Origin of the sequence: Chryseolinea lacunae (assembly GCF_016735595.1) — a bacterium.
GTDB classification, from domain to species: Bacteria; Bacteroidota; Bacteroidia; order Cytophagales; family Cyclobacteriaceae; genus Chryseolinea; species Chryseolinea lacunae.
Map to the genome: position 1 here is coordinate 25,500 of NZ_JAERRB010000008.1, position 13,385 is coordinate 38,884.

At 45.4% G+C, this 13,385-nt stretch carries 9 protein-coding genes; 2 read left to right on the forward strand and 7 right to left on the reverse strand.

Going from position 1 to position 13,385, the window contains the following annotated elements:
* Position 1 precedes the first annotated feature (1 nt).
* Positions 2-535, reverse strand: coding sequence for a YceI family protein (locus tag JI741_RS20955; RefSeq protein ID WP_202013121.1), 534 nt, complete (start codon positions 533-535; stop codon positions 2-4).
* 102 nt (positions 536-637) lie between these two features.
* Between JI741_RS20955 and JI741_RS20960 the strand changes: the two genes are divergently transcribed.
* Together JI741_RS20960 and JI741_RS20965 are read left to right on the forward strand one after the other, a co-directional pair.
* Complete coding sequence (locus JI741_RS20960) at positions 638-1,009, forward strand: winged helix-turn-helix transcriptional regulator (RefSeq protein ID WP_202013123.1); 372 nt, start codon at positions 638-640, stop codon at positions 1,007-1,009.
* 932 nt (positions 1,010-1,941) lie between these two features.
* A complete protein-coding gene (locus JI741_RS20965; RefSeq protein ID WP_202013124.1) occupies positions 1,942-2,505 on the forward strand; it encodes a toxin-antitoxin system YwqK family antitoxin in 564 nt (187 codons plus the stop codon).
* A gap of 542 nt (positions 2,506-3,047) precedes the next feature.
* On the opposite strand, the gene JI741_RS20970 is transcribed toward JI741_RS20965, so the two are convergent.
* From JI741_RS20970 to JI741_RS20995, 6 genes are all read right to left on the reverse strand, one after another.
* Positions 3,048-3,827, reverse strand: a complete 780-nt coding sequence (locus JI741_RS20970) for a PIG-L deacetylase family protein (protein ID WP_202013125.1) — start codon at positions 3,825-3,827, stop codon at positions 3,048-3,050.
* 201 nt (positions 3,828-4,028) lie between these two features.
* Positions 4,029-5,708: a SusD/RagB family nutrient-binding outer membrane lipoprotein gene (locus tag JI741_RS20975; RefSeq protein WP_202013126.1), complete on the reverse strand. Its 1,680-nt coding sequence runs from the start codon at positions 5,706-5,708 to the stop codon at positions 4,029-4,031.
* A gap of 15 nt (positions 5,709-5,723) precedes the next feature.
* The gene (locus tag JI741_RS20980; RefSeq protein WP_202013127.1) at positions 5,724-9,131 is read right to left on the reverse strand and encodes a SusC/RagA family TonB-linked outer membrane protein; all 3,408 of its coding nucleotides are present in this window, start codon (positions 9,129-9,131) and stop codon (positions 5,724-5,726) included.
* Between the two features lie 49 nt (positions 9,132-9,180).
* Positions 9,181-10,098 (reverse strand): PKD domain-containing protein, encoded by a 918-nt coding sequence (locus JI741_RS20985; protein ID WP_202013128.1) that lies wholly within the window; start codon positions 10,096-10,098, stop codon positions 9,181-9,183.
* A gap of 368 nt (positions 10,099-10,466) precedes the next feature.
* Positions 10,467-12,050 (reverse strand): FG-GAP repeat domain-containing protein, encoded by a 1,584-nt coding sequence (locus tag JI741_RS20990; RefSeq protein ID WP_202013130.1) that lies wholly within the window; start codon positions 12,048-12,050, stop codon positions 10,467-10,469.
* Positions 12,051-12,079: 29 nt separating this feature from the next.
* The gene (locus JI741_RS20995; protein ID WP_202013132.1) at positions 12,080-13,366 is read right to left on the reverse strand and encodes a CehA/McbA family metallohydrolase domain-containing protein; all 1,287 of its coding nucleotides are present in this window, start codon (positions 13,364-13,366) and stop codon (positions 12,080-12,082) included.
* Positions 13,367-13,385 lie beyond the last annotated feature (19 nt).

Consider the following 13,385-nt stretch of genomic DNA (forward strand, 5'->3'; position numbering starts at 1 on the left):
ATTACTTCGCCTGTACAAATTCCATGTTGGCATTCAGCGTCACATCGTCGCCCAGCAACACACCGCCGGTTTCAGAAAGCATGCTGAAGCTGATGCCAAAATCTTTCCGGTTCAATTTGCCGTTCATGGTGAACCCGGCGCGCGTGTTGCCCCAGGGATCTTTCACAATGCCGCCGAAGTCAACATTAACCGTGAGGGGTTTGCTCACGCCGCGCATGGTGAGGGTGCCGTGCATTTTGTAGTCTGCATCTGTCACCTTCTCCAACTTGTTGCTCACGAAGCTTACTTGTGGATGGTTGTCGGCGTCAAAGAAATCGCCCGAGCGAAGGTGTGCATCGCGTTGTTCGTTGTTGGTGGAGATGGAGCTCAGATCGGCCTTGAAGGTGACGGAGGCTGTAGCAATATCGTCGCCTTCGGTCTCTACTGTCGCCTCAAATTTCTGGAACGCACCGGTGACCCACGACACCATGAGGTGACGCACCTTGAACTGAACTTCGGAATGGGTGGGGTCGAGTGACCATGTTGTTTTTGCCATGATTATTTTGTTTAGATATCGCTCAAAATTAGGCTATCTTTGCTATACAAAAGTAACCGGTATACCAAAGTATAGTGCCCAATTCAACGCAAAATCAATCGTATGACAGTCACGCAGGAAGTAACGTTTGGAGAATCGCTCGATCACACCGAGTGCACCAAGTCGCTCATGGCCATCCGCGACGCGCTCGACGTGCTCAACGGAAAATGGAAACTCCAGATCATCATCGCCATCTCCTCCGGCCAACACAAATTCAAAGACATCGAACGCCAGATTCCAAAAATCACCCCGCGCATGCTGTCGAAAGAATTGAAAAGCCTGGAAGAGAATCAATTGCTGAAACGCATTGTGTACGACACGTTGCCGGTGACTATTGAGTATAAACTGACGCCACATGCAAAGACGTTAGAGAAGGTGATCGCGGAGTTGAGGAATTGGGGAGCGTTGCATCGGAAGAAGATTTTGGGGAGGTAGTCCGTTCAAATCTTTTTATATGATCGTTAAAGAACTATTTTCGCGCATGCATCTGCAAATCTCACAGCTCCACACCTACCTGAGTCTTGGAAAAACAGTTGAAAATGGCTGGGCACAGCGCAACTCGACGACAATGTCATCATTAAATGGGTGAGCATCTATCGCGAGAGAACTGGAGAATACAGTGTTGTCTATAATGAAACGTTTGATGATGGACACGAGGACTTCCTTGATGTTTATGAATTCAGTGCCGTAGATCCGGATTTGGAATTTGGGAAGATTGATGTTTTTACGACATACCAGGAAGCATTGGACTTCTCGTGTCAAACCTATCACTGCGCGTTGGATAAGTTTGTAAATATCGGGATGATTCAGGAGGAGTATCGTCTCTATAAGATCGGGACGAATTGGAAATAAATAGACAACCTGGCCACATCACAATTCACGGCTCAAAAAAAGCAAAACAGATTTTGGTAAGTGTTCACACTATAATATTGAACAATGGAAAAGTTCACAATCATCCTTACAATATCCGCATTTAACTTAGGATCATATTGGGCCACCCTATTGAATGGCTCCCGAAACACGATGTTATTTTACATCGTCGCGATGATTTCAATAACGATTTGTTGGGGCGCATTAAATGCACCCCATTTCGAAGTTATGCGAATGTCGACCCTTCTATTAATGCTTTATGTGGTCGGAGTTGCATTATACAAATTTATAGCAATCCCACTTGCTCAGAGTCTCAACATAAGACTTTCACCATATGTAATAAAAATCCTTAGATATGGTTTGGCTCCAGTGGACGTGAATAGCTTCACATATCAGGGAAGACACTTAAGTCAGATGAATCAGCACGAGTTACGTCAAATGTCAAGCATAACAAGACAAGCATATAGATTTAATGGAACTACATATCGAAATGGAAGATGAAGTATGCTTTAATAATTCTTTTATCGACATTGAACGCTTCCGCAATGGGACAAATCAAGTTTAAACTGTACGCATACAGCCCTTGCTCGGAAAAGGTGACAAAAATTGAATCTTTTGGACTAAAAAAGAATGGTCTTACTTTGGCAATAGCTGACACAAGTGGTGTGCTTTTGCTTAAAGATACCGGCAGATATACCTTATTGTATGCTATGGAAAAAATTGATAGCACTCAACTAAGAAGAGAATACTATGTTAGTGCGGTTGAATGTTTCAGTGATACCTTAAAGCTCATAAGTATTGATGCTTGTTTGGAGCCAACATCGCATCCCAATTTCATAGGCTATTGCTGTTGCGAAAAAAAATGTCAAGGTACTCAGATCGATTTTTACGAAAATGGCAATAAAAGGATTGAAGGTTTTTTTAAGGAGGGGATTCCAATTGGGCAATTGAAATTTTATTATCCAAACGGAAAACTAAAAATGATCAAAGATTATTCAAAAAAAGGTAGATTAAAGAATATCAAGTATGCAGATCATTTGAATCCAGAAGCGAGGTTCTGATCCATTGAGCTAGCGTTCGGTTAACATCATTTTTGAGTTAAGGGTTGATGGCGTCCATCCGTGAGTATTAACAATTTGTCCATTGGGGCTAAAATCAAAGGAAACTCCAATTCAACAAGGTTCTTCATTGCCATCGCACACTATACAGAGAAAAAGAATAGTTTAGGCGCATTGGACATTTGGTAGACCGAACAAATTGACTATTCGCCCTTAAGAGATTCGAATAGCTCTTTAATGCTGTGTGGTTGAGTTAACTTGTAAGCAGGAACCGGATGCATACCCTTTGAAAGCTATTCTAGTCGCAAATCTGTAGGACGCGATAACTAACTTTGAACAGTATTGGTCTATTTAATTGTAAGCAACACGTACTTTCGAAAGCGTCCCTAAAAAGCGAAGCAGGAGCTGTTTCCCAAGGTGTCCTTCCATATGTAGTAGTTCCGACTTAATCTGACAGTTGGGTTAACTTAGAAGTGCAAACTATCTAAAGTCAAACCCTTTAAACTGTCAGATTAAGTCGGAACTACTACACATAAAAAATCCAGCTAGTCCCAAAACTCCGCTTTCGAGCCCTTGGCCACGTAGAATCTCCGAAAGTATTTTATGTTTGATCTGCTTTTTGTCTGTGCGTCAATTAACTCCTGAATTTCCTCTTTCGTATACTGGGTAGTATAACATTTTGCCGCTTCAAACATTTTCCGTTCGTCTTCATCGGTATAGCTGATTTTTAAGTTGAGATATTGTTTATCGACATAGCCGTTGCCACTGTTATCCATTACATCTTCCTTGATGTCTGCCGGGAAATAAAGCGGATACTTATCTACCCATCCTTCTCTTAACAACAGCTCTGTTACGATAGCTCCGGTCACAATATGTTCGGAGTGGCCATACTCTCCTTCCGGGCCGAATGTTAAGAGTATGTCGGGTTGAAGTTTTTGAATATGCATTTTAAGATCCTCCATCATCTTTGTTCGTCCGTTAAGATAGGCGCGAACTCCGAATTTAGTATCGAGTCTGTCAATGTGTAAATAAATCGGAGGATTGATTCCTAACTTCTCGCACGCACAGAGGGTTTCCTTTTGTCTGAGCCTGCCCAATGAGTCGCCTGCTGGAACTTTCGTTACCCGGGTTCCATCCTTTCCATCCGTCGCTATGATGACGTATACCTTGTGGCCAAGTCGCGCATATTTTGCAAGCACATGACCAATCATGTTCTCATCGTCAGGATGCGGAAAAACACCAAGAATAACTTTGCTTTTTGTCTGACCGCTGGCGGAATCCATTGAAATCAAACAGCACATCAGAAACAGGATGATGAATTTCATAGTTCTCCTTTGATTAACTTTTATACTTGTAACAATCCTACCGAAAGCTTACGGGCCGATATAGAAAAAGCGGAGACAAGCTCCGCTTTTTCTACCTGATCGGAAATTTAATAACCAAGGTTTCCTGTTCCTTGAATAAGCCAACGCTCAAACCGGGAGCTGCTTTATCAATGATGGGGATTTTCGCTCAGGCTTCATCAATCAATACGGTTTCGATGTTCCCTCCAGCAACCAGAATTTTGACCATGCACTATTGTTGGTAGGGTCACTACCCTTATAGGAAGTAGGTACTAGTCTGCTTATCGCCTCATTGGCATGCTCCGTGTTCGTATTTATATCATCGTCAAGGCTGTAGTAAAAGCGAAGTGGCAACTTAGACCTTGCGCCCGAAGGACCGGCTGCGAGGTCCGGCAGGCCGGTTCTGCGCCAATCGAACCACGCTTCGGCGGCAGCGGTCCAGCTTGCTATCCATTTTTGTTGAATGATGCTTTCAAGGCCGGTATACGGTGCGCCGGCAATGTAGTCGGCAACATCATCACTTACGCCCCACGCGTTGAATGACTCCTGAATCCCTTGGGCATAATACGTAGAAGCCCCCGAAATCCAGGTGTAAGAGGCTGCTTCGGCCAAAATGAAATTCACTTCGGCAGCCGATATAAGTCGCATCTGTAACAAATCGCCCGTAGCTTCCATGTACATGCTGTTCAATTGCGATATGTGCGAGTTGTAGCGGCCTTGCCCCGCGGCGTTACCTTCCAGCTGAAGATTGTAGAACAACGCTCCCCCTATGGCCGGAGGAATACCAATGTAGTCGGTGCTATAATCTATTGGGGTATTGTAGGTGTCTTCATAGGTTTGCACCACGTCGGCAGAAACTTCCCATGTTTTACCATCTGCACTGGCATGGCTTACGTCTGTGCCGCCTACAAGGACAAGCGGCTGTGGCACTTTATCGAACCAGACTGCAATGCGCGGATCATCCAAATCTTTGAGCGCGTTTACTAAAGTAGCGCAAGGTTTTGTGCGCATATATTCGCCATCGGGTGAGATGTTGAACACCATGTTGGTAGGCCAGGCCGTGGAAATTTTGCCTCCCGAAGTATCATCTGATGTTCCAGGATAGGCAACATTGGCATCGTCGGCGGCAGTGGTAATCAACGGAAACGTAGCTGGGTCATTTACGATTTTGACGACACCTGCTTTTGCAAACTCTGTTTCTTTGGCTTGCAAACGCATATAGTAGCGCAGTGCCAATGAATTCGCAAACTTTCTCCATTTGGTCAGATCACCCGCAAAGAGCACATCTTGCGTTTCGTTGATGGGTTTGCCACCTTCCTGCGACAAAAGTGTGTTGGCGGCTTCAAGATCGGCAAGAATACCATGGTAGATGCTCTGTTGTGTATCAAATACAGGTTTGAAATACGCTGCACCTTCTTCTGCACGCAAAGCGTCTTTGTATGGGGCGTCGCCCCACAGGTCGGCAATCAAACCAAACGTGTAGGCTTTCAAAATCATGGACACTCCTTCGTGATATACATAGTCTCCTTTCTGCGCCTTTTTATACAACTCATCGGCATTGCGTAAAACGCCATAGTAATCCGTCCAACTTTGACCCGGTGAACTCCAATCGTAGTTATTGTGACCACTTGACCAACCCGTTTTCTGCGTATGCTGCACTACTCCTGCAACATCTCCGATACCAAGGGTAATTACTCGACTTCCCAGGCTCGTGATCACGGTGGGCAACAACAGGTTTAGGTCTGTTGACTCCGGTGAGGGCGCATTGGGGTTTATGTTCAACTCGTCCAGATCTTTACAGCCGCCAACCATCAGCAGGATGATTAACGAAAAGGTCATTAGTTTATAATTCATCTTTTTCATACTCGCATCTGATTTTTAGAATGTAACACCCACCTTAAAACCTACAGGGACTATCCAGGGGGAAACGTTGTAGCGTTCAACACCTTGATACAGTCCATTACCCGATGGCTGAAAAGCCCGTTCAGGATCTACGCCAAATCCGCTCTTTGTCCACAACATGATGTTTCGGCTGTAAACCCCGATGTAGGCATTTTCCATCTTCACTCTCTTGAGCCAGCTTGCGGGAAGGTTGTAGCTCAATGAGATTTCGCGAAGCTTAATATAGTCGGCATCATACACTGCGTATGTACCCACTGACCACGGATTGCTGGCACCCCAAGGTTCAAAGATCGTTCCCGGGTTTCCAAGGTTTTCCTGATACAGCGTAAAACGTCCATCGGCGCCCATTTCACCAAACACACCCGGGAAGAAGACTCCATCCCTATTGCCGGGAAACGCCATGTTGTCGCTTTCCGGAAAGCCACCGGTTTCGGGTGTAGGACCGCCAATTGGATAAACGCGATCCGGATAAATTAACGTGCCGGCGTTCGCTACTACCCAATCGCGAAGCGCCTGACTTGCCTCACCACCACTCACACCGGGAGTGACTACCTTGCTTGCCCACCATGCCGTTAGCATGTCATCATTCATGTAGCGCGACGTTTGTGATACGAATTGGCCACCATGACGCCAGTCGAAGGTTGCGCTAAGTGAAAAGTTTTTCCAGGTAAGGGTGGTTTGCATCCCCATGATGAACTTAGGATTGTAATTTCCAACCTTCGAATAAATTGATGAGTTGGTCAATTCAGGATCATCATCGAAACTTCCTGTTAAGGGATTACCTGGAATAATCGGGTAACCAAAGTATGGTGATTCTTCATCGGTAACCCGAAGTGTTTTGCGTGTGTATAAATTACCCGTCAATCCATCGGCGATGGTGCCATCCGGCAACGTAGCGCCTTTCACATATCCTCTGTTCACTACGTTGGCTTGGCCCCAGGGCTGAACATAGTCAATGTTGTCGGCCAGCTCCAATATCTTCGTTTGGTTTTTGGTAAAGTTCAGGCTTACGTCCCATGTCCAGTTGTTGGTACTGATCGGTGTGCCCCCAATAACAATTTCAACGCCACGGCTTTGGAGCAAACCTGCATTGATATTAACGCTTCCAAACCCTGAGGATTGAGCAAGCGGAACCTGGAAGATTTGGTTTCGGTCGTTCATGGTGTAGACGGTTCCGTCAAAGCGAACGCGGTTGCCAAATAACTTGGCTTCAACACCATACTCCTGCGACGTGATTTGTTCCGGCAACAGGTTCGGGTTGAGCAATCCACTTTGTTTGCTCAACATGAGGGCTTCGCCCCACTGGCCGGCGTTGGCATACACTTGTAGTAAGTTATACGGGTTGGTATCGTAACCTGTGCGCGCCACACCTGCCCTTACTTTTAGTAAGTCGACATTCTTAATGGCTACGAATTCATTGATCAAAACGCTCAATGAAGCAGACGGATAGAAGTACGATCGGCTAGCGGCAGGCAATGTGCTGCTCCAGTCGTTACGTCCAGTCAAATCGAGATAAATCCTTTCTTTCCATGCCAGGTTGGCTTGACCATAAACGCTATTAACTGCTTTTTGATAACTGGCAGAAGAGTATTGCAATGCTGTGTTCGCAATGTTGCTTAACGTAAAAAGATTGGGGATTATCAATCCCGAACCAGGCTTTGATGAGTTGCTCACGTTGGCCGACTTGCTGTAACGAATGTTGCCACCCACCGAAAGATTCACCGAAAAATCACCAAAGTTGTCTTTATAGGAAAGTAGTGCATCTGTATTGCGTTCAAAATTGTTGCTGTTGCTGATACCGTAGGCTCCATTGTGCGGCTCATCCGTATACCCCAATCCAATTTTTGATTCTCGCACTTCGTCCACCTTATCGATCATCATCCGCGCCATAAGCGAGAGTTTTGGCGTAAACTCATAGGTAGCCATCACATTGCCATAGAGCTGATAACGGTTAAAACTGTTGTTTACATCATAGGCCAACATCCACGGGTTGTTGCTATCGCCCTGCACTACGTTTTTAATCGTATTTCCCTGACCGATGTCATAGTCTTTCAAATCCATGATGTTCACATAAACCGGCGTGTAATACGCCCATTGCAGCGGGTTTGTTCCCCGGTCGCCCGAGGGCCTGTTTTTAGCATAGCTGTTTGAAAAGTTGATGTCGGTGCTTACCGTAAACTTTTCAGTTGCCTTTGCCGATGCCGATAACGAGAGGTTATTTCTTTTGATATCCGAATTCGGAATCAACCCTTTGTTGGTCATGTTGGTCAAGCCCAGGCGGAGGCTCAAAAACTTTCCACCGCTGGAAACCGATGCCGAATTGGTGCTGGTGACACCGTAGTTGTTCAGGAAATTTTTTACGTTGTTGGGATACGATTTCAACTCGATAGGAACGGGTTGGCCGTTGGCATCCACAGGCGAATTCCATTGCGTTGCCCAGTAGCCTTTATTCAATTCAGCACCGACACCGAAGGGCGATATCAGCGAAGGCATTACCGTGCTTCCGTTTTGTTCGGGTGTCGTAATAATATAACCACCGTACTGCTGTTGTACACCTAAAAAACGTTGGGGCATATCGAAACTATTGTTGGTCGACATGGATACTTTCAACCCCGAACCTGCCTTGGCTTTTTTGGTGGTGATGAGTATGACACCATTCGATGCACGAGAACCGTACAGCGCGGTAGCACTCGCACCCTTCAGCACCGTTACGTTTTCAATGCTTTCCGGATCAATATCCGAAATGGCATTTCCATAATCCACCGTGCTGTTGCCGCTACCAAAACCGCCTACGTTATTCACGCTGTTGAACAGCGGCACACCATCTACCACGTATAAGGGTTGGTTATCGTTGCTCAGTGATTTTGCACCCCGGATAATCACACTTACCGTTGAACCAGGGCCACCGGTTTCGTTAACCGTTACGCCCGCCACTTTTCCCTGCATGGACGTTAAGAAGTTTTCGCGTGCCACTTTGGTGAATTCTGCGCCCTTCACTTTCGACACCGCATAGCCAAGTGATTTTTCATCGCGTTCGATACCCAATGCGGTAACCACCACTTCTTTGAGTTGCGTAACATCGGCCTCCAGGGTTACGGCAATGGTAGTTCTTGCCCCTACCACTACTTCCTGTGTGAGGGAACCTATGAATGAAAATATAAGCACATCATTCTCGCCGGCGGAAATAGAAAACTTACCATCACTATCTGTGGTGGTGCCGCTCGTAGTGCCTTTTTTAACAATGTTCACACCGGGAATACCCAGATTATCAGTATCGACTACTGTTCCGGTAACAATTCGTTCCTGCGCATAGGTGCTCGAGAACATCAGCAGAAAAACGATAACCAAACTTGTTCGCGTTAATCTTACGTAGAATCTTTTCATATATGTTGATGAGTTCGTTAGTCTATTTAATCTTTTCAACCAAACAGTCTCAGACTGCTTTAAAAGTCATGACAAGCGCGTGAGAAGCCTTCGGGTATTCGCCCGGATCGGCAGCAATGAAGATCACCAGACGCATGCTTTTATCGGTGATACTTTGCAGGATTACTTTGGTCTGCGCATCCAGAAAACCGACATACCCATTCCCCGTAAAGGAGAGTGTCTTGACTCCAGAGTAGGTCACGCCGGCAATGGATGGTACTGCGAAATTTTCATTTTCAGCAAAGGTAAAGGCAGCATTCGCGTCGGCCGCGTAGTTGGCCGTACACAAGTCGTAGACATCCGATACGCCATCGACTGCCTTTACACCGGTTTTACCAGTAACCAGTGCGTTCACGTAACCTCCAAAGGCTTTGCCATCGCTGCTGGGACCGCCATTGGCATTCGCGGTGTATTTGCCATCAAAATAAAACGTGAAGGTATCGTCGTAGGCTTCTCCATATCCAACACCGCTAAAGACGCCGGTGCTCAGCGCTTGAACAGATGTGAATGAATCGTCTGCGAGCGCAAACTTGTCGCCACTCGGATGCGAACTGTCAATTTTCCAGGTCTTCCCGCCCTCGGCGGTTGGCCCGCCAGTCAATAGGATATAGGGCGTCACGTCAACTGCCAACTGAGCGGTTTTCTGGTCGGTTCCGGTTTTGCCGGTCACACTCACAGTCACTGTATAATACCCGCCACTGGCATACACGTGCACAGGATCTTTGTCGGTGCTCTTCTGCCCGTCTCCAAAATCCCACGCATATGAATCCGCGCTGTGTGACAACGCGGTGAATGCTGCCTGCTTTCCAACAACACTGTAAGAAAGTTCAACCGATGTAGGGAATTCCGAAACACCATCATCCGAACACGCTAATAGAATCACGGCTAGCGTAATGGCCGTATAAAACCTTTTGTATAGACTCTTCATTTTTCAATAGTTAAGTTATTATGGGGCTAAAATTTGAAGGTAAAATCTTACGATGTAGTTATACTAATCTCTGTCGCTTCTTGCCTTAGAAAATGATTTGCCTTGAGACAATTGCCTCCGGATATACGTACGCACTACACTTTTTTTACGGTATGAGCGAAGGGAACTCCAAACTCCTGTCAACGCCCAAGTGTCGTGTTGTAAAAGTTGAGTCTTAAACAATTCCCTTTACCGTATGAAAGTATTCCTATTTCCCTCGATACCAGCCCGGATTTGCGTCAAAAAGGCGTCATTTTGCGCAAAGCACTGAAATGTTAATTTAATATTATTTAGGCATTACCTAACCAAGGTGATTGTGTTATATTCCTTCACCGGAGCCGAGATTTTTTTTGCTTGACTTTGTTTTCCAATACTACCAGGGAAACACCTTCTTTCAACCATCGCTTGTTTATACCCGTTGCATCGCCCATCGGTAAAATGCTAATGTTAGACCCTAACACGATATCCACGTCTCCATCCCTATCATAATCGTTGGCGTCCATTGCAATCCATCTTCCTATACCCATCTCAGCAAAAGTTGAAACACTAAATCTCATATTGCCCTGGTTTTGCAAATAGATGAATCCTACTTCCTGAGCGTTTGCATAATCAGGAAAGTAGGATATGGCTGAAATATCGAGATCGCCATCCTGATCGTAGTCTTTGGCTATTGCCTTGTATGCCCCATTCAATTGATGAAAGAAATGTTGCTTAAAGGTAAAATCGCGCTGCCCGAGAAATATATAAATACCATGATACTCTTTTAAGAACGGTGTTTGGTCTGCATTGTCTCCGCTTGTATAAAGGATATCCTTCACGCCGTCTCCATTGAAGTCGATGTAATCAAAGAACGTGGATCCATAGAGTGGGGAGAAACGCAATATTAATTGTGCTGGATCAAATCCATTTCCATTGTTATGAAAGTAAAAGATGCCTTCATCTCCCTGCGCCATCAATGCCAGAATATCGGGCTTACCATCCGCATCTACATCGTCGATCACAACGTTCGTTGCACCTGGCTTTCCAAGTAACACATGAAACTGGTATTTGTCTTTCCTGTTTTCATACCAGCCCAGTGATCCAGTATAGGAACCAAACTCGCAGGCTACTATATCGTCAAGCCCATCGCCATTAAGATCTTTGTAAACTATATTAACAGGTCTTTTAAGTTTATTTAAAACGAGTTTGGGTTCAGGTGTAAGCGTGTTAAGATCGCGTACGGCCATGTGACTTATCCATCCCTCTCTTGCGTCCGTTGGAAATAAGCCCTTACCGATAGTCGTAATGGAATACGAGTCATCCTTAAGTTTTGTGTATTGAATAGGCAGCGCGGTCATTTTGTAGGACTGCACGTTCTTTAAGTCGGCGTTTAAAATATTCAATGTATAGGAGCGTCCATACGTTGTGCCGAACGCGATTTGAGAAGTCTCCGGCAAGATGGAGACAAAGGATGTTAAGGGCATGGGCGATGGAAGCTTGTAGGCTTTGTATTCAAAGTGGGGGAGTCCAATGGAAATGGGCTCCGTCCTAAAGGTTGGTATTGCGTCGGGGGCTCTCGAAATAAAATAATCGACAATGCGCTCCCAATCTTCGGTTGATACAGCCTGAGTGGATGGGAAAATATTTGCCGCTTCCACGATCTGGCCGCCCTCACCCGGCTCAATTAAAGTTTCGCGTTGTTTGGTGTTTCTATAGATTCCCAATCTATTTCCCATGGCTGGCAGCACATCTTCCTTCCACGATGATTTTATGAGCTTCTCTGGTGGCACAAACGCATGGCAACTGGTGCAATACCGGGCAGCCAATTTGGCGCCATCTTCTTCACGTGTATCGGATCGGTTTGCTTCGCTGGTTCGGTTACAGGAAAGAATGGTTGACAGCAGAAAAAGGATATATATATTCTTAATGACCATGGCATTCGTTTAGGCAAACTGACTTGCTATTAAAATACATGTATTGGATTCGAATACACCCAGGGAACAAATTGGTCGTCCAGTTTAATGTGCATTTCAATCCGATACACTCCTTTCTTGATTTGTTCAGACCATTGATATTCGTATTGCCCGTCAGCAGAAGTGCCAACAACCTTTCCGTTATAGATAAGTCTGAACTGGCCCGGCAACGGAGAAACAGCCTGCATGGATTTTACCTGATTTACTTGCACCGAATCTCCGAGAATGCCACTGACCTTCCCGTCATTATTTTTTGAACAGAACATAAATCCTTTTGCATCGCCAAGACTTTTAAAGGCGATAAAGAGATGACCTTTCTTCAGGTGATTGCTGATGGAAGGCACCGACAATGTGTCGGCGAATACATAGTTGGTAACATTATTGAAACTCGCTTCGTAGGTGTCAATCATAAATTTGAAGATCCAGCCACTTTCATCGGGCTCGTGAAATAGCCAGCGATTCCAAATGGTATTCTCCACCGTATCGATTGGTTTAGCATTTGGACCCAGCCATTCAATTCGTCCATCTTTCAAGAAGCGCGCCCTGAAATTCTGATTCTCATGAGCATCCACAGCCGCAAATCCTGCAATGGCTCTCCATTGGTTCAACGAATCCCAGTGCGCAAGAATGGACCTTTGCTCATCAAAAGATTCACGCATCCCCCAGGCTCTATTTTTTTCTCCACTGGCTATGAAGTTACAGATGATTGGAAGTAATGATTCATCTTTTATATCGGTATGAATGTTATAGATTTCCATTCCCTGATAGTAGGGGTTGTGCCAATTATGATCTTCTTCGCTATGGGCGTAAAAAATTATTCCGCCATTCGAAACAACATTTTTTGCTACCGTGTCTCTATCTACGCTCCAATCCGTTACGGTAGAACGAAGTGGCCAGGCGCAAAAGCCTTCCCTTTCCGTGCCTGGCTCAATCAACACACCATCGTAGTAACCTTTGTAGCCGCGGGGGATTGTGTCACTGTTTCCGTGTGCATGATCTGTCAGGAATATGAAATCAATCCCCACCTTTTTTGCCGCCGGGACAATGTCCAATAAAGTGCCCTCACTATCATGTGACCAAAAACTATGCGCATGAAGGGCACCGCGATAGACATTAAGTTGGGTCAACGATTTTGTTTCTTTTCGAAGAGACTGGAAAGCCTGTATTTGTTTTTCAAGTTTGGGATAAACAACCCACCTGTTCCACAACCCCGGGGAGAAAAAATACAGGAACGCGAGTAACAATAAACCTACTACAGAAAGCGAAAGGTATTTCAATATGCTTTTTATCATATGG